Here is a 16016-nt window from a genome sequence, read left to right as displayed (position 1 = left end):
AGCCCCGTATATGCCCCCGCCCGGCCCGCCGGTCCAGAGGCGCAGGCGGGATTCGCGCACAGCCCCTCCCCTCCGGTATGATAGCGGTGATTCGCGCGCTCGCGCGTCTGACGCCCCAGGAGCCGCCATGACCGTCACGCCGCGTCTGACTCTGGCCGAGGCCGGATACGCGTTCGAAAGCCGCCCTTTGCTGGCGGCTGATCCCGATGCGCTGGACGCTCCCGCCGACGCCGCTTTGCGCGCGCCCGCCAGCTGGAGCCCGCGCGCCTGCGCCGCCTTCGCCGCCCTGACCGGCGGTGGGTTTGACGCCGACATGGATGCGCAAAGCCTGATCAATGAGCTGGCCGCGCGCCTCGCTGGCGCCTTCCCCAAGCGGGACGCCAAACTCGCGAAAGCCGAGCTTGCCGCCTCGCTGCTGGCGCGCGAAGCCTGCCCTGCCCCCGCCCTGTGGCGCGGCGAAAGCCCGGAGACGCAAGCGGCGGCGCTGGCTGCCAAAGCCGAAGACCTCTCCTCCATCCTCCACGATCTCAACGCCGCCGCCATGGGTCAGGCCGCCGCGGATGTGGGCGCGCGGGTGCTCGCCGAGCGGCTCGAGGCGGTGGCACTTGCGTGCGTGAACTGCACCGGGGCGGAAGCCGAGTGCTTTGACCCGCGCCACAACCGGGCTCTGGCGCGCGCCGTGCGCGCCGCCCGGCGCGACGGGGCGCCCGACGCCATGATCGAGCGGGCCATCGCCCGCGCCCGCCAGGGCGTCACCACGCCAGAGGCCGGATTGAACGCCGCCTCACCCGACTTCGTCACGCCGCCTGTCCGGCTCGATACGCGTTTCTTTGACCTCGCCGACGCGGACGGCGCGCTGAAAACCGGCGAACCGGCGCGCAAACTGGCCGGTCAACTGGCCGAAGCCCTGTGGACACACGGCCTGCCCGTCCTGCATTTCACCGGCGCGGCACCCGCGCCGGCGCCGGCCATCACGCTGGAGCTGACGCGCTTCGTTACCGGCGAGGGCGTTGATGTGGCGGCGCTTTCAGCCGCCGCAGCCCTGTGGGGCACCATTGCGGAAGCCGCCGGCGGATCCCTCGCCCTGTCCGGTCTGGGCGCGGCGCTGTGCGCGCAGCGTCTCGCCTATGACAGCGACGCCGCCCGCGAGGCCGCCGCCGGGCTGATCGACGCCGCATCGGCCAGCCCGGCGCCGTTGTCGCTGGCCCGCCCGGACGCCCTGTCCCTCACCTTCCTCGGTGCTGAATCCATCGGCGTGCATCCGCCCGCCGCGCTGGATTCGGCTGATGGAACAGGCTTTTCCGCCTGCATCGGCAGCGCACTGTCCGGCCTGCCTGAAGACATCCGCGCGCAGGTTCTTGCCCACGCTCTGGGTGCCCGGTCCCTGGGCGGTCACAAGGCCGACTGGATCGACGCCCTGCGCCGTCAGGGCGTGGATGATGGTGCCTTCGCCCGCATCAATGCGGCGCTGGCCGACGGCATCCCGCTGCGCTATGCGGTCAATCGCTGGAGCCTGGGTCCCGAAATCGCCCAGCGCTGCGGCATCAGCCCGGAGCGCTTTGACCGCGCAGGCGGAAAACTGCTGGAGGCGCTGGGCGTCGACCCGGTCGATATCGCCGCCGCCGAGCGTTATGTACAGGGCTCGGGGCGTCTGGATGACTGCCCGGCCCTGACACCCGAGCACCGCGCCGTCTTCGCCGATCCTGCGCCCGAAGCGCGCCTGGCCATGGCTGTGGCGGTGGAATCTGTCCTTGGGTCACCGTGCGGACTGGAAATCGCCCTGCCCGGCACCGCCGGCATGGACGAGGCCGGTGCCCTGGCCGCCTCGGCTGCGCGCCTGGGATTGCACGCCATCACCATCCGCCGCGAAGGCGAAGCGCTCTATGACCTTCTGAACACGATCGAATTTGACGGCGGCGACTATGGCCCGCGCGATGTGGTCACCGAAGAGCGCATTGTGGAGCGCCTGGTCGAAACCGTCGTCGAACGCGCCGCCGCACGGCGCAAACTGCCCGACCGGCGCAAGGGCTATATCCAGAAATCCACTGTCGGCGGTCACAAGGTCTATCTGCATACCGGCGAGTTCGACAATGGCGAGCTGGGCGAGATTTTCATCGACATGCACAAGGAAGGTGCCGCTTTCCGCTCGCTGATGAACAACTTCGCCATCGCCATCTCCATCGGTCTGCAATACGGCGTGCCGCTGGAGGAGTTTGTGGACGCCTATCTGTTCACCCGCTTCGAGCCGGCGGGACCGGTGGAGGGTAATGATTCCATCACCTATGCCACCTCGATCCTCGACTATCTGTTCCGCGAACTGGCCGTCAGCTATCTGGGCCGCGACGATCTGGCCCAGACCGAAGACCCGCGCGCCGACACGGCCGGCATCGGCCGGGGTGTGGCCAGCGAGAAGCTCGCCGCCCAGGCCGATCCGGCCAGCCTCATCTCGCGCGGCTTCTCGCGCGGCCAGCTGCCTGACAATGTGGTGATGCTCGCCTCGCGGCCGCGCAAGCCCGCTGGCGATGGCTCAGCCTCCGGTGCCGCAGCCCCGGCTCACGCGCCGGCACCTGAATACTACGGCGAGCCCTGCCCGGAATGCGGCCATTTCACCCTTGTGGAACAAGGTGCGAGTGTGGCCTGCGACGCCTGCGGCTGGTCTGGTCCGCCGCCGGGCTGAGACCCGTCAGACCGCATCCAGCCCCAGATCCAACACGGGTGCCGAATGGGTCAGTGCGCCGACGCTGATCAAGTCCACGCCGGTGTCGGCGATGGCGCGGATGGTCTCCAGCGTCACGCCGCCCGACGCTTCCAGCGTCACCCGGCCGTTGGCGGTGGCGACGGCCAGGCGCAGATCGTCCAGCGAGAAATTGTCCAGCAGCACGCTTTCCGCGCCGGCATCCAGCACCTCGGCGAGCTGGTCGAGCCGGTCGATCTCAACCGCGATGCGCGTCATGTGACCACAGAAGGCGCGCGCCCGGCGCACCGCCTCGCCCGCGCCGCCGCAAACGGCCACGTGATTGTCCTTGATCAGGACGGCGTCATCCAGCCCGAAGCGGTGTGAGGCCCCGCCCCCGGCGCGCACGGCCTGCAATTCCAGGGCTCTGAGTCCCGGCGTGGTCTTGCGGGTATGGGCGACCACGCAGCCCGTGCCGGCAATGGCCGCCGCATAGCGCCGGGTCAGCGTCGCTACGCCCGACAGCCGCCCCAGGAAATTCAATGCCGCCCGCTCCGCCGTCAGGATGGACCGGGCCGGGCCGCTGATCCGCGCCACGGTCGCGCCCGCCTGCAGCTCCCCGCCATCGCGGACAAGCCATTGCACGTCGACCGTTTCATCAACCTGATCGAAGACCTCGTCCGCGGCCTGCATGCCCGCCAGCACGCCATCGGTGCGCGCCGCGATGACGAATTTGGCCCGGGCACCGTGCGGGATGGTGGCCAGCGATGTCAGATCGCCCCGCCCCCCCAGATCCTCATCCAGCGTCATCGACACGATTTCCGCGACGATGCCGCGCGGGACTGGCGGGATGTTCATTCGGCCACTCCGGCGGCGGGCAGGCGTGGCGCCAGAGCGCGCGCCGCCTCAAGGGTCAGGCGGGTCGAGCGGGCCACACAATCCGTCATCGGGAAATCCTGACGGAAATGCGCGCCGCGGCTTTCGGTGCGCGCCAGCGCTGCCACAGCGGTCAGGCGCGCGGCGATCAGCGCATGGGCGGCACCGTAACGCGCTTCCAGATCATCAATGACAGCGATCAGGCGCGAGAGGCCGGCACCATCACGCTCCACGCCCGCTTCCGCGCTCATCACCTGACGCAGGCGCTGCAGCGCAGGACCGGGCAGCAGGGGCGGCGCTTCAGCCCGCCCCGCTGCTACCTGTCGGGCCGGCGCCTCGCGCAGCGCTGCAGCGGCGCGGTGTCCGAACACCAGCCCGTCCAGCAGAGAGTTGGACGCCAGGCGATTGGCACCGTGCACACCCGGCGCTGCACATTCGCCCACGGCATACAGCCCCGGCACGCCGGTATAGCCGTCGAAATCCGTGGCAATGCCTCCCATGTGATAGTGCGCCGCCGGCGCGACCGGAATCGGTGTCACGCGCGGATCGATCCCGGCGCTCATGCAGGCGGCAAACACGGCGGGGAAGCGCTCGGGAAAAGCCTCGCCCACAGCGGCACGCGCATCAAGGAACGCGCCCTTGCCGGTGCGGCGCTGGCGGTGGACGGCCCGGGCGACCACGTCGCGTGGTGCCAGCTCGGCTTGGGGATGCACCGCGCGCATGAAGCGGCACCCTGCCCGGTCGATCAAAGTGGCACCCTCGCCGCGCAGCGCCTCGGTGGCCAGCGGTGCCGGATCGCGCCCGATATCGATGGCCGTGGGGTGGAACTGGACAAATTCGGGATCGCGGATCACCGCGCCCAGCCCGGCGGCCATGGCCAGCGCCTGGCCCTGGCTTGTCCAGGGCGTGGTGGTCACGGCGTAGAGCCCGCACAGCGAGCCTGTGGCCAGCACCACATCGCCCTCCAGCGCCGCCAGAACGCCATCCGTCCCGCGCGCCAGAACACCCGCGCAGCCGCCATTGGACGCCGGCAACAGGGCTTCAGCCCGCCAGCCTTCACGAATATCCACATGACCGGCTTCGCGCACGGCTTTGATCAGAGCTGCCAGAATGCCGGCGCCGGCCTGATCGCCCTTGACCCGCGCCACACGCGCGCGGCCATGAGCCGCCTCACGCGACAAGGCCCATGCGCCATCTTCAGCGCGCTCGAACGGCGCGCCCAGCGCGTACAGCGCCTCGACCTCGGCCGGTCCGGCTTCAGCCAGAATCCGCGCCGCCTCGTCGTCTACAAGGCCCGCACCCGCCGCGACCGTGTCCGCCGCATGCAGGTCCGGCGCATCATCACGCCCCAGCGCCGCCGCAACGCCGCCCTGGGCCCAGGCGGTGGACGCGCCCTGACCCAGCGGCGCGCCGGTGAGCAGGATCACGCGGCGCGGGGCAGCGTGAAGCGCGGTCCAAAGACCGGCTATGCCGGCACCGGCAATGATGACGGGGCGGGTCATGGACCTGTCAGGCCTCAGACTGCCACATACGGCACGGCGACAGCTGCCTTGCCGGTGTCAAAGTGCGGAGGCGTGGACAGGCGCGGCAGATCCAGCATGGCCTGCAGGCTGGCGCGCGCCATCTCCGCGATCTGCGGGTCCACATGAACCTCGTGCTGCATGTCGCGCAGGGCTTCGTAAATGCCCTTGAGCGTGATCCGCTTCATGTGGGGGCACAGATTACAGGGGCGCACGAACGCCACACCCGGATTCTCAACCGCCACATTGTCGCTCATCGAGCACTCGGTGATCAGGATGGCCTTTTTGGGCGCATTATCCTTCACATAGGCCGCCATGGCACCGGTGGAGCCGGCGAAATCGGCCTTCGCCATCACCTCAGGCGGGCATTCGGGGTGGGTCAGGATCACTGCATCGGGGTGGGCGGCGCGCAGATCGTCAATGTCCTGCGCCGTGAACAGTTCGTGCACCTCGCACGAACCCTTCCAGGTGAGGATCTTGATGCTGGTCTGGGCGGCGACGTTCTTGGCGAGATATTCATCGGGGATCATGATCACCGTATCCACGCCCCATTGCGCGGCGGCCGCTTCCACCACCTGCACGGCGTTGGACGAGGTGCAGCAAATGTCGGAATACGCCTTCACCTCGGCCGACGTGTTCACATAGGTCACGATGGGCAGGTGCGGATAGGCCGCCTTGATGGCGCGCACGTCGGCACCGGTGATGGATGCCGCCAGCGAGCAGCCCGCCGCCATGTCCGGAATCAGCACCGTCTTGTCCGGCGACAGGATTTTCGCGGTCTCGGCCATGAAATGCACGCCGGCCTGGACGATCACGTCTTCCTTGGCTTCAGCGGCCACCTGGGCGAGCTTCAGGGAGTCCCCGGTGATGTCGCCCACACAGTTGAAGATTTCCGGCGTCATGTAGTTGTGCGCCAGAATGGTCGCGCCGCGCTCCACCTTCAGACGGTTGATGGCGTCGATCAGCGGCGCGAAGACCGGCCACTCCATGGGCGTAATGACATCTTTCACCCGGTCGTAAAGATGATCAGTGCGCGCCTTGACCGCATCGTCATAGACCAGCGCTTCGGCTTCGGGCCAATCATTGCCGGGCGTGAAATGCATGCCGTCCATGGCCAACTCCTTTTGCTCGGATTGAGCATTTCTCGGGCCTAAAGAAACGGCGCGGGATCGAGGGGACGCGCCGCACTTTTGCTCTATGTGAGCCTAAGGTGGAGGCGACTATACGCACGGCAAGGGCCCAGGCAAGAAATATTTCCTTTCAATGACGGTTTTGCGCCCCGGGTGCTGGCACTATTGCGCCGCGCGGCCCACCAGAATGTGCAGGATAATCAGGATGGCGGTCCATATCCAGAACGCCAGGAAAGGCGCGATATCAGGCCCTTGCACGGCGGCCAGGCCTGTCAGGACGATCAGGGAGGTCAGCCCGCCATAGACCAGCGCGACGCGGCTATGGCTCCACCCGCTATCGATCAGGCGCTGATAGGCATGCTCGCGATGGGCCTGCAGCGAGAAGCGGCCATGGCGCGCCCGGCGCAATAGCGTCAGCAGCACATCGGCGAGAAACACCAGAACGAAGAGCGGCGCCAGCCAGAGCGATCCGGGAAAACCGTGACCGGCCAGCGCCAGCGCGCCCCCCGCATATGCTGCCCCGGCACCCAGCGCGCCCACATCCCCGGCGAACACGCGCGCGGGATGCCAGTTGAACAGTACAAATCCCGCCAGCCCTGCCGCCAGCGCCGCGCCGACAATGACGCTGGCTGTCACGCCTGCCACCAGCCCGGCTACCGCCAGACCGATGCTCGCCGGGATCATCACGGCGGGAAACATGCCGTCCGAGCCGTCCATGAAATTGACCGCATTGACCGCCACGAACACGAACAGGGCCGAGCCCGCCCAGCCCAGCCAGACCGGCAGGTTCAGTCCGGTCGCGCCATCCAAGGGAATATGCGTCACAGGCCCCGCCACGGCGGCGAGGGCAATGCACAGGCAGACGCTGGCGACCGCCTTGCCCGTCTCGCCCAGCGTGATCAGGTCATCGGCAAAGCCCATCACAGCAAAGGCAGCGGCGATGATCAGCATGCCCGCCAGCGGCCCGCCGGACAGGGCGAACGCGCTGGCGGCCAGCGCGCCGGCACCCAGCCCCGCCATCACGCCGAGGCCCCCAGCGCGCGGGGTCGGGTTCACATGGCTGGAGCGCGCATTGGGCATGTCCAGCACGCCCGCACGCCATGCCAGCACGGTCACGATCAGGCTGGCGGCAAAGGCAGCCGCCAGAATGGCGAACACCGCAAGGCTCATACGGCCCCCGCCAGAATCACCGGTGCCGCGGTCCAGTCCGGCCGGGCACGCTGGATAAGGGCGGCGCTGTCGCGCGCCGCATCCAGCGTCTCAAAGATCGCAAAACAGCTCGCCCCGGAGCCGGACATTCGCGCCAGGCGCGCGCCGGGCAGGTCCGCCAGCAGGTCCAAAGCCTCGCTGACCGCGGGGCACAGCCGCCGGGCGGGTGCCTCCAGATCATTGGCATCAGAGGACAGGCGGCGCAGCGCGCCCTCCAGATCGCCCGCCGCCATCACCGCGCCCTCGGCCAGCGGGACTGGGTCCGCCTCGTCAAAGGCCTTGAACACCGGTCCTGTCGACAGCGCCGCGCCCGGATGCAGGATTAGGGCAGGCAGGGACGGCCAGGCGGCCAGCGGCGTCACCGCTTCACCAATCCCGCTCATGCGCGCCGCGCGGGCATGCACGCACACCGGTACGTCCGCCCCGATAGCCGAACCGACCTCGGCCAGCTGGCGCAGCGAAAAATCAAGGTCCCAGAGCGCCGTGAGCGCGCGCAGCGCAGCCGCCGCATCCGACGACCCGCCCCCCAGCCCTGCCGCAACGGGCAGGCGCTTGGTCAGGGTCAGGCGCGCGCCCAGCTCACGCCGTCCTGCGGCGGCCCGCAGCGCCCAGGCGGCCTTGAGCACCAGATTGTGCGGCTCGTCCTGCAGCGCCCCGGCGCGATCCCCCTCGATGGCAAGGGTCAGATCATCGGCAGGCTCGGCCACAAGCGTGTCGCCCCAGTCGGCGAACACCACCAGGGAGTCCAGAGGATGATAGCCGTCAGCGCGGGCGCGCCCGACTCGCAGCGTCAGATTGACCTTGGCGGGGGCAAATTGCTCCACGCCGGCGCGCAGAGACAGATTCATGACGCCTCCACCGGTCCGGCAGCCAGGCCGAGCGACAGACGCCGTTCGATCAGCGCTGCGAGCTCAGGATCCGGGTCCAGCTCCAGCGCCCGGCGCCAATGGAAACCTGCCTCCAGCTCACGGCCCGTCGCAGCGTAGACATCGCCCAGATGCCAGGTGATCACCGGATTGCCCGGCTGCCGCTCTATGGCGCGCTCCAGCCAGTCCACGGCCTCTTCCGGGTAACCTGCGCGGTAGAACCCCCAGCCAACCGAATCCAGAAAGGCCGGGTTTTCCGGCTCCAGCGTCGCGGCGCGCTGGACCATATCCAGTCCGCGCTCCACCTCGCCGCCCTCCACGATCAGGGAATATCCCACATCATTGAGCACGGCGGGCTGGTCGGGCGCCAGTTCCAGCGCTCGCAGCATCAGGGGCGCAGCTGCGTCCCATCCGGCCCGCGACAGCCTGCAACTGCCCGCAAAATAGGCATGACGCCAGTCGGCGGTTTCGCCTGCGGCCTCGGCTTCATCGATCAGCGAGATGTAAAGGGCTTCCGCAGCTGCGCAATCGCCTGAGGCCTGCAGGAGATTGGCCAGCAGCATACGCAATCCCGGCGAGGCCGATGATCCGCCCAGGGCGCGGGCCCGTTCCAGCGCCGCCTGTGTGCGGCCCGCTTCAAAGTCGAGCCAGGCGGCTGAAATCTCCGCGCGTTCGGCGAACGGACCCGCATAAATCCTGCCATAAGCGCGCCGGGCCGCTGGCGCGAGCCCCAGCGATTGCAGCGCGTCCGCCACGGCCAGGGTATTGCGTGCGAATGATGGATCCAGGCGCTGGGCGAGGCGCAGGTAAAGGACGGGAAACTCGACCGGCGCGCGCGCCATCAGCAGCACAGCGGGCCCATGGATGGCCCGCGCGGCCGCGTGCGGCGCGGTCGGGAAGCGCGGGGGCCGGCCACCCGATTGAACACGCGCCAGCGCTGCGGCGATTTCCGGATCACCGTCGCCGCCTGAGCGCGCGATCTGGCGCTCGTAAATCCCGGCGGCGTCTTCACGCCGCCCGCGGCGCTCCAGAAACGCGCCCAGCAATACGCCGGTATAATCGCGCAGGCCGAGCGAATTGTCCGCTGCGCGATAGGCACTCTCGGCGCGCTCAAACTCGCCGCCTGCTTCCAGCAGCAGGCCCTGGTGGATCAACAGATAACCCGCCGCGCCCATGGGCACGTCATGGTTCGACGCCGCTTCAGCCGCCGCCGGGGCGCGCCCGCGCCGAACATGCTCCCAATCGCCCAGAATCACCGCGATCAATTCGCCGAACGGGCCATACTGGGTTGCGTCCGGCGCCGCCGCCTGCCCGTCCGCCAGCTGCACGGCCAGGGCGTAGAGGCTGGCCACCCCGCCCACGCCGCCCTCACGCCCCGCATCCGTGGCGAGGCGGTCGGCGCGCGCAAAATCGCCCGCCATCAAGGCTGTGGAGAATGCCCGGTCGGCCACCATCGCCAGACCGGGTTCATGGCCGTGAGCTGCATCGTAATACGCCGCAGACGCCGCGATATCGCTCATCTGCGCCGCATAGCGTGCTGACAGGAACGCGCCATACGCTGTCTGCGGCGTGTCATCAGGTGCCAGAAACCGCGGCCCGCCCGCGCAGGACGCGGCAGGCAGGGCCAAGGCCAGAATGATGATCAGTGTGCGCATGGCGCCCGCGGAACGCTTGGACGCTCCACGCCTCACATGTTGGGGTAATTGGGTCCGCCCGCGCCTTCAGGCGTGGTCCAGTTGATGTTCTGGTTGGGGTCCTTGATGTCGCAGGTCTTGCAGTGCACGCAGTTCTGCGCGTTGATCACGAAGCGCTGCTCGCCGGTCTTTTCATCGGGCACCCACTCATAGACCGCCGCCGGGCAATACCGCGCCGACGGGCCGCCATACACCCCCAGCTCGCTCTGCTTTTGCAGATCCATATCGGCGACCTTGAGGTGAACCGGCTGGTCTTCCTCATGATTGGTGTTGGACACAAAGACCGAAGACAGGCGGTCAAAGGTCAGGACGCCATCCGGCCTGGGATAGGTGATCGGCTTGCAGTCCGCCGCCGGCTTGGTGGCGGCATAGTCCGGCCCGCCATGTTTCATCGTGCCGAACAGGGAGAAGCCCGGGATCAGCCGGTTGGTCCACATGTCCAGCGCGCCGAGCGCCACGCCCAGCACCGTGCCGAACTTGGTCCACATCGGTTTGACATTGCGCACGGATTTCAGCTCGGCATGGACCCAGCTGCTCTCATAGGCCGCCTGGTAGGCGTCCAGCGTGTCATGGGCGCGGCTATCGGCCAGAGCCGCCGCAACCGCCTCGGCGGCCATCATGCCGGTCTTCATGGCGTTATGGCTGCCCTTGATGCGCGGCACGTTGACGAAGCCGGCCGAGCAGCCGATCAGCGCCCCGCCGGGGAAGGCCAGCTTGGGCACCGACTGGAACCCGCCCTCGGTGATGGCGCGCGCGCCATAAGACAGGCGCTCTGCACCCTCGAACAGCGGCGCGATCTCGGGATGGGTCTTGAAGCGCTGGAACTCGCCGAACGGGAACAGGTGCGGGTTCTTGTAATTGAGGTGCACCACAAAGCCGACTGCGACCAGGTTGTCGCCAAAATGATAGAGGAACGACCCGCCGCCGGTGGCATTGTCCAGCGGCCACCCCATGGTGTGCTGCACCCGGCCCTTGTGGAAATGCTCCGGCTTCACGCGCCAGAGCTCCTTCATGCCAAGCCCGTATTTCTGCGGCTCGCGGCCCTCGTCCAGCCCGTAGGCGCGAATGAGCTGCTTAGAGAGATTTCCGCGCGCGCCCTCGCCAATCAGCGTGTATTTGGCGCGCAGCTCCATGCCGGGCTGATAGGCGTCTTTGGGCGAGCCGTCCCTGGCCACGCCCATATCGCCGGTAATCACGCCCTTGATGACGCCGTCCTCCTCGATATAGCTGGCCGCCGGGAAGCCGGGATAAATCTCCACGCCCAGCGCTTCGGCTTGCTCACTCAGCCAGCGGCAGACATTGGCCAGCGAGCCGACAAAGCAGCCGTGATTGTGCATGAAGTCCGGCATGGCAAAGCCGGGGATGGTGGCCGAACCCGCCTCGCCCAGCATCACGAACTTGTCTTCGGTGACCTGCGTATCGAAAGGCTGGGACGGGTCGGTGCGCCACGCGGGCAGAAGTTCGTCAAGCGCCTTGGGGTCAAGCACCACGCCCGAAAGGATATGGGCACCGACTTCAGAGCCCTTTTCCAGCACCGCTACGGACACATCCTGCCCCGCGTCCTGAGCCACCTGCTTCAGGCGGATCGCCGCAGCCAGGCCCGCCGGGCCGGCGCCTACGATGACGACGTCATATTCCATGGCTTCGCGCTCAATCGCCTGATCGGCCAAAATCGCCTCCTGCTCACACTGCGTGTCTGTCCAGTCGCACAGCGCCATCACTGGCGCGCGCCTCAAACCCGTCTTAGCCTAGGGTCTCCCCATGAGCTAGGGCGAACCCCGCCCTCAGCCATATCGCTTGCAGAGCCCGGCCCGATGTCCGCCCAAATGAGCCCTGAAGACATCCGTGTGCTGAAAAGCCTCACACATTGGTGGGATCAGGCCGGCGTGGATGTGCTGCCCCCACTGCCCGAGGAGCGCACCGGGCCAAGCCAGCCCCGGCGCGCGCCGGTGCCCGCTCAACAACCGCCCGCACAATCAGCCCGCGCCACGCCCCAGGCCGCCCGCGCCGCCGGTTTTGGCGCGCCGCCGCCCTCCCACGAAGACGCCCGCGCCATCGCCGCCAGGGCCGAGACTCTGGAGGCGCTGAAAGGCGCGCTGTCCGCCTATGAGGGCTGCCCGCTGAAAGTCACCGCCACCCAGCTGGTGTTCGCGCGCGGCAATCCCGAGGCGCGGGTCATGGTGGTGGGCGAGGCACCGGGCCGCGAGGAGGATATCGCCGGATCACCCTTCGTCGGCCGGTCCGGGCAATTGCTCGACCGGATGCTGGCGGCCATCGGTCTGGGTGCGGACGATGCCTACATCACCAATGTCGTGTTCTGGCGCCCGCCCGGCAATCGCAAGCCCACCGACGCCGAAATCGCCGCCTGCCGCCCCTTCGCCGAGCGCCATATTGCTTTGGTGAAGCCGGAGCTTCTGGTGTTCGCTGGCGGCATCGCGGCCCAGTCCATGCTGCACGCCAATGCCGGCATCACCGCCCTGCGCGGGCGCTGGGGCGCGTTCACGCCCGAGGGCGGGGTGCCCATCCCCGCCTTGCCCATCTACCACCCGGCCTTCCTGCTGCGCCGCCCGCAGGAAAAAGCGCGCGCCTGGGAAGATTTACTGAGCCTCAAGGCGAGGCTGGACGGCCAGGACGCTTGAGATCAGCCGCCTCATCCACATCGCGCAAGGTGCGCAGCCGGGCGATCGTGAACCCGTGCGCCGTCAACCGCCCCTCCAGATCGGCCCGCGTCTGATCATGCGACCAGCGCACGCCGTCAAACAGGCCGCGCGGCGCCGGGCCGTTCAGCGCCAGCAGCCAGTAGCCGCCATCCTCGGCCGGGCCGATCACCGCGTCATGGCGCTTGAGTTGAGCGAACGCAAAAGCAATGTCGGCGCGGGTCACGCCGGGCGCATCCGTGCCGATCACGCACACCGGCCCAAGCCCCTCAAACGCCCGCGCCTGGCGCGCACCCAGATCGCCGCCACCCTGCCCGGCGCGCGCAACGTGCTGCGGCCAGACCCCGGGAAAGCGGCGCGTGACAGCCCGGTCCGGCGCAATGGTCAGCACTGTGCGCCAGCGCGGATCATTCAGGTGGCGCAGGACCCTGGCCGTCATGGCGCGATAGATTCGCCAGGCACCCACCTTGCCGATACCTGCAGCAAGGCGCGTCTTGGCCCCGCCAATGACCGGTGCCTTGGCGAAGACAATGAGGCGCGCACTAACGTTCAAGGGCGTCCCCGAACAGGGTCAGAGTCCGCTGCCACGCAAGGGCGGCGGCTTGCGGATCGAAGCGCGCCGGCGAGGTGTCATTGAAGAAGGCATGCTGGGCACCGGGATAGATATGGGCTTCGAAATCAACGCCAGCCGCTTCCAGAGCCTGCGTCCAGGCAGGGATACCGGCATTGATGCGCGCATCCAGTTCACCGTAATTGAGCAACAAGCGCGCGCGGACATGGGCGGCGCCGGACGCGTCGGGCGCAGAGCCGTAGAACATGGACCCGGCATCCAGGGCAGGATCTGCCACCGCCAGCCGGTTGACCATCGCCCCGCCCCAGCAAAACCCGATTACGCCTGTGCGGCCATTGCCGCGCGGATGGCCGCGCAGCCATTGAAGCGCGGCGAGGCCGTTCGCCAGCGTATCGTCTGCCTGAAGCGCGCCAATCATCTCGCGGGCCGCGTCTGGGTCACCCGGCGTGCCGCCTGCCGGGCTCAGGAAATCCAGCGACAGCGCCATGAAGCCTTCGGCTGCAAAGCGGCGGGCGACATCCTCGATATGCGCGTTCAGGCCCCGGTTTTCATGGACCACCAGCACTGCGCCGATAGGCCCGTCGCCAGAAGGGACGGCGAGGTAGCCTTCAAGCCCGGACTGCCCGCCCGGCACCACCACACGCTCTGTGACCAGGCGGGGGTCATCCTCGCCAATCGTCTGCGCGTGCGCCGAGCCCGGCTCGATAAGGGGCAGGAGCGCAGCGGCGGCGGCAACGCTGCCGGCCAGCGCGGTAAGCTGTTCGAGAAACCCGCGCCGGTCCAGCGTCTTGTGGGCGTAGGCATCGTACAGATCGATGGCGGCCTGCGGCACATCGGGTGGGGTCTGGCAGGTCATCGCGTCTCATCCTTTTTGGCAAGCTGGGCGTCGGACGCTAGGGCGGCCGTCGGCGTGCGTCGCGCACGATAGGCCCGCGCCAACGTTTCAGGATCAGCGCCAAGGAAATAGCGCGCGAGCAAGATCAGGTTCGCCGCCGAGCGCTGCAGATAGCCTTTCTCGTGGAAACGCACCGCACTGGTCACTGCGGCGCTGCGCAGGGGCACCAGCCGCCGCCGGCCGATGCGGCGCACCAGGTCCACATCCTCGAACAAGGCCATGGGTTTGTATCCGCCGAGCCGGTCATAGAACTCGGCCCCGATCAACAGGCCCTGATCGCCATAGGGCAGCGCAAACGCGCCGCAGCGCGCCGCCACCGCGGCCTCCAGCCGGCGCGCGGCCTGAGAAAAGTCATCGAGGGCAAATCGGAAATACCCCGCCCGGTCACGCCCGGCATGGGTCTCGAAGAACGCCGCCGCTTCGCGCGCCCAGCCGGGCTGCAGCACCGTGTCGGCATGCAGGAACAAGAGCCAGTCATCCGCCCAGGTGATGGCGCGCGCCGCCCGCGCCCCCGCCGCGAGCTGGGCACCGCGCCCGCGCGCGCCGGTCACGATCTGGCAGCCTGCCTTGCGCGCGATCTCCAGCGTCGCGTCGCGCGACCCGCCATCACTGATGATCACGGCGCGCAAAAGCCCCGCCCGGCGCGCGGGGCTCAAACTGTCCAGCGTGCGTGCCAATCCGGCCGCCGCGTTCAGGGTTGGGATGACGATGACCAGCGCACTCATGATGCGCCGGTTGAACCGCGCGTCCCGGTGAAAGTCAACCGGACTTTGTTCTTGCTATGTTCCGCGCTACGCGGCACCATCAGGCCCATGAGCCCGCCCCTCACCCCTGCCCGCGCCTCCACGCCTTTGCCTGAGCCCATGCGGCCGCGCGGGCGGGGCGCGGCGTCCAATGATGCGGGCCGGTTCGAGCGCCAGACCCGGGAGCCCAGTGATGACGGCTGGAGCGGCGCTGACGAGGATGTGAAGCCGCTGCGCACCACGCTGATCAAGGACAATGCCCGCACCATTATCAGCCGCAATGACAGCCCCGACATCAGCTTTGACCGCTCGATCAATCCCTATCGCGGCTGCGAGCATGGCTGCATCTATTGCTACGCCCGGCCCAGCCACGCCTATTGGGGCTATTCGGCGGGCATTGATTTTGAAAGCCGGCTCTTCTTCAAGCCGGGCGCGGCGGACCTTCTGGACGCCGCCTTCCGCAAGCGCGGCTATCAGCCCGAACCCATCCTGATCGGCGCCAATACCGACGCCTATCAGCCCGTGGAGCGTCAGCTGCGCCTGACCCGGCGCCTGCTGGAGGTGTGCCTGGAGTTCCGCCATCCAGTCAGCGTCATCACCAAATCGGCCGGGATTACGCGCGATCTCGACCTGCTGGGCGCGCTGGCGCAGCAGGGCCTGGCCAAAGCCGCCATCTCGCTCACCACGCTGGATGCGAAGCTCGCCCGGGCCATGGAGCCGCGCGCGGCCACGCCCCGGCGCCGCCTCGACGCCATCCGCGCCCTCACCGATGCGGGCGTGCCGGTCACGGTGATGACCGCGCCGATCATTCCCGGCCTCAATGATCACGAGATCGAGGCGCTGCTGGAGGCCGCCGCCGGCGTGGGCGCGCGCGATGCGGGCTATGTGCTCTTGCGCCTGCCGCTGGAGGTGCGCGATCTGTTCAAGGACTGGCTCGCCATCCACCGCCCCAACGCCGCGAGCAAGATCATGAGCCTGATCCGCCAGACCCGGGGCGGCAAGGATTACGAGGCCCGCTGGCACGTGCGCGGCATTGGCGAGGGCCCCGTCGCAGACCTCATCGCCACCCGCTTCCGCGCCGCCGCGCGCCGGTATGAGCTCGACGGACCAAGGACGGCGCTGCGCACCGATTTGTTCCAGCGCCCGCTGGCGGAGAATACACAGATGAGTTTGTTCTAGAT

Annotated in this window: 13 protein-coding genes; 3 read left to right on the top strand and 10 right to left on the bottom strand. The window is 68.4% G+C overall.

From position 1 onward, the window contains the following. The first annotated feature begins 127 nt into the window (after positions 1 to 127). Entirely contained in the window at positions 128 to 2677 is a 2550-nt protein-coding gene (locus tag L2D00_02045) for a hypothetical protein (protein ID WBQ13480.1), read from the top strand. A gap of 6 nt (positions 2678 to 2683) precedes the next feature. On the opposite strand, the gene nadC is transcribed toward L2D00_02045, so the two are convergent. The 7 genes from nadC to L2D00_02010 form a co-directional block, all read right to left on the bottom strand. Continuing rightward, positions 2684 to 3532, bottom strand: coding sequence for a carboxylating nicotinate-nucleotide diphosphorylase (gene nadC, locus L2D00_02040; GenBank protein WBQ13479.1), 849 nt, complete (start codon positions 3530 to 3532; stop codon positions 2684 to 2686). Next, positions 3529 to 5052, bottom strand: a complete 1524-nt coding sequence (locus L2D00_02035) for an L-aspartate oxidase (GenBank protein ID WBQ13478.1) — start codon at positions 5050 to 5052, stop codon at positions 3529 to 3531. The genes nadC and L2D00_02035 overlap by 4 nt, the downstream gene beginning before the upstream one ends. A gap of 14 nt (positions 5053 to 5066) precedes the next feature. Next, complete coding sequence (gene nadA, locus L2D00_02030; GenBank protein WBQ13477.1) at positions 5067 to 6182, bottom strand: quinolinate synthase NadA; 1116 nt, start codon at positions 6180 to 6182, stop codon at positions 5067 to 5069. 180 nt (positions 6183 to 6362) lie between these two features. After that, the gene (locus tag L2D00_02025; GenBank protein ID WBQ13476.1) at positions 6363 to 7370 is read right to left on the bottom strand and encodes a hypothetical protein; all 1008 of its coding nucleotides are present in this window, start codon (positions 7368 to 7370) and stop codon (positions 6363 to 6365) included. Next, complete coding sequence (locus L2D00_02020; GenBank protein ID WBQ13475.1) at positions 7367 to 8257, bottom strand: 4-(cytidine 5'-diphospho)-2-C-methyl-D-erythritol kinase; 891 nt, start codon at positions 8255 to 8257, stop codon at positions 7367 to 7369. Before L2D00_02020 ends, L2D00_02025 begins: the two co-directional genes overlap by 4 nt. After that, a complete protein-coding gene (locus L2D00_02015; protein ID WBQ13474.1) occupies positions 8254 to 9930 on the bottom strand; it encodes a hypothetical protein in 1677 nt (558 codons plus the stop codon). The genes L2D00_02020 and L2D00_02015 overlap by 4 nt, the downstream gene beginning before the upstream one ends. 32 nt (positions 9931 to 9962) lie before the next feature. Beyond that, complete coding sequence (locus L2D00_02010) at positions 9963 to 11639, bottom strand: electron transfer flavoprotein-ubiquinone oxidoreductase (GenBank protein WBQ13473.1); 1677 nt, start codon at positions 11637 to 11639, stop codon at positions 9963 to 9965. A 144-nt stretch (positions 11640 to 11783) separates the two neighbouring features. On the opposite strand from L2D00_02010, the gene L2D00_02005 reads away from it, so the two are divergent. Further along, positions 11784 to 12608: a uracil-DNA glycosylase gene (locus tag L2D00_02005; GenBank protein WBQ13472.1), complete on the top strand. Its 825-nt coding sequence runs from the start codon at positions 11784 to 11786 to the stop codon at positions 12606 to 12608. Here L2D00_02005 and L2D00_02000 read toward each other — a convergent pair. Genes L2D00_02000 through L2D00_01990 form a run of 3 tightly spaced genes read right to left on the bottom strand, consistent with a single transcriptional unit; the run spans position 12577 to position 14817 of the window. Further along, positions 12577 to 13179 (bottom strand): TIGR04282 family arsenosugar biosynthesis glycosyltransferase, encoded by a 603-nt coding sequence (locus tag L2D00_02000; GenBank protein WBQ13471.1) that lies wholly within the window; start codon positions 13177 to 13179, stop codon positions 12577 to 12579. The genes L2D00_02005 and L2D00_02000 overlap by 32 nt on opposite strands. Continuing rightward, positions 13169 to 14053 carry a dienelactone hydrolase family protein gene (locus L2D00_01995; protein WBQ13470.1) on the bottom strand — a complete coding sequence of 295 codons (885 nt, stop codon included), beginning with the start codon at positions 14051 to 14053 and terminating at the stop codon, positions 13169 to 13171. Before L2D00_01995 ends, L2D00_02000 begins: the two co-directional genes overlap by 11 nt. Then, on the bottom strand, positions 14050 to 14817 hold the full coding sequence (locus L2D00_01990) for a TIGR04283 family arsenosugar biosynthesis glycosyltransferase (protein ID WBQ13469.1): 768 nt from the start codon (positions 14815 to 14817) through the stop codon (positions 14050 to 14052). Before L2D00_01990 ends, L2D00_01995 begins: the two co-directional genes overlap by 4 nt. A gap of 87 nt (positions 14818 to 14904) precedes the next feature. Between L2D00_01990 and L2D00_01985 the strand changes: the two genes are divergently transcribed. Next, a complete protein-coding gene (locus L2D00_01985; protein ID WBQ13468.1) occupies positions 14905 to 16014 on the top strand; it encodes a PA0069 family radical SAM protein in 1110 nt (369 codons plus the stop codon). Positions 16015 to 16016: the final 2 nt, after the last annotated feature.

This window comes from Hyphomonadaceae bacterium BL14 (assembly GCA_027627705.1).
GTDB lineage: Bacteria > Pseudomonadota > Alphaproteobacteria > Caulobacterales > Maricaulaceae > Oceanicaulis.
Note: the sequence above shows the minus strand (reverse complement) of the source record. Positions and strands in the feature narration are given on the sequence as shown.

Coding starts and splice junctions, on each gene's coding strand:
- nadA (WBQ13477.1), bottom strand. CDS start 6,182: ATGGACGGCATGCATTTCACGCCCGGCAATGATTGGCCCGAAGCCGAA.
- L2D00_01990 (WBQ13469.1), bottom strand. CDS start 14,817: ATGAGTGCGCTGGTCATCGTCATCCCAACCCTGAACGCGGCGGCCGGA.
- L2D00_01995 (WBQ13470.1), bottom strand. CDS start 14,053: ATGACCTGCCAGACCCCACCCGATGTGCCGCAGGCCGCCATCGATCTG.
- L2D00_02020 (WBQ13475.1), bottom strand. CDS start 8,257: ATGAATCTGTCTCTGCGCGCCGGCGTGGAGCAATTTGCCCCCGCCAAG.
- L2D00_01985 (WBQ13468.1), top strand. CDS start 14,905: ATGAGCCCGCCCCTCACCCCTGCCCGCGCCTCCACGCCTTTGCCTGAG.
- L2D00_02045 (WBQ13480.1), top strand. CDS start 128: ATGACCGTCACGCCGCGTCTGACTCTGGCCGAGGCCGGATACGCGTTC.
- nadC (WBQ13479.1), bottom strand. CDS start 3,532: ATGAACATCCCGCCAGTCCCGCGCGGCATCGTCGCGGAAATCGTGTCG.
- L2D00_02015 (WBQ13474.1), bottom strand. CDS start 9,930: ATGCGCACACTGATCATCATTCTGGCCTTGGCCCTGCCTGCCGCGTCC.
- L2D00_02005 (WBQ13472.1), top strand. CDS start 11,784: ATGTCCGCCCAAATGAGCCCTGAAGACATCCGTGTGCTGAAAAGCCTC.
- L2D00_02025 (WBQ13476.1), bottom strand. CDS start 7,370: ATGAGCCTTGCGGTGTTCGCCATTCTGGCGGCTGCCTTTGCCGCCAGC.
- L2D00_02035 (WBQ13478.1), bottom strand. CDS start 5,052: ATGACCCGCCCCGTCATCATTGCCGGTGCCGGCATAGCCGGTCTTTGG.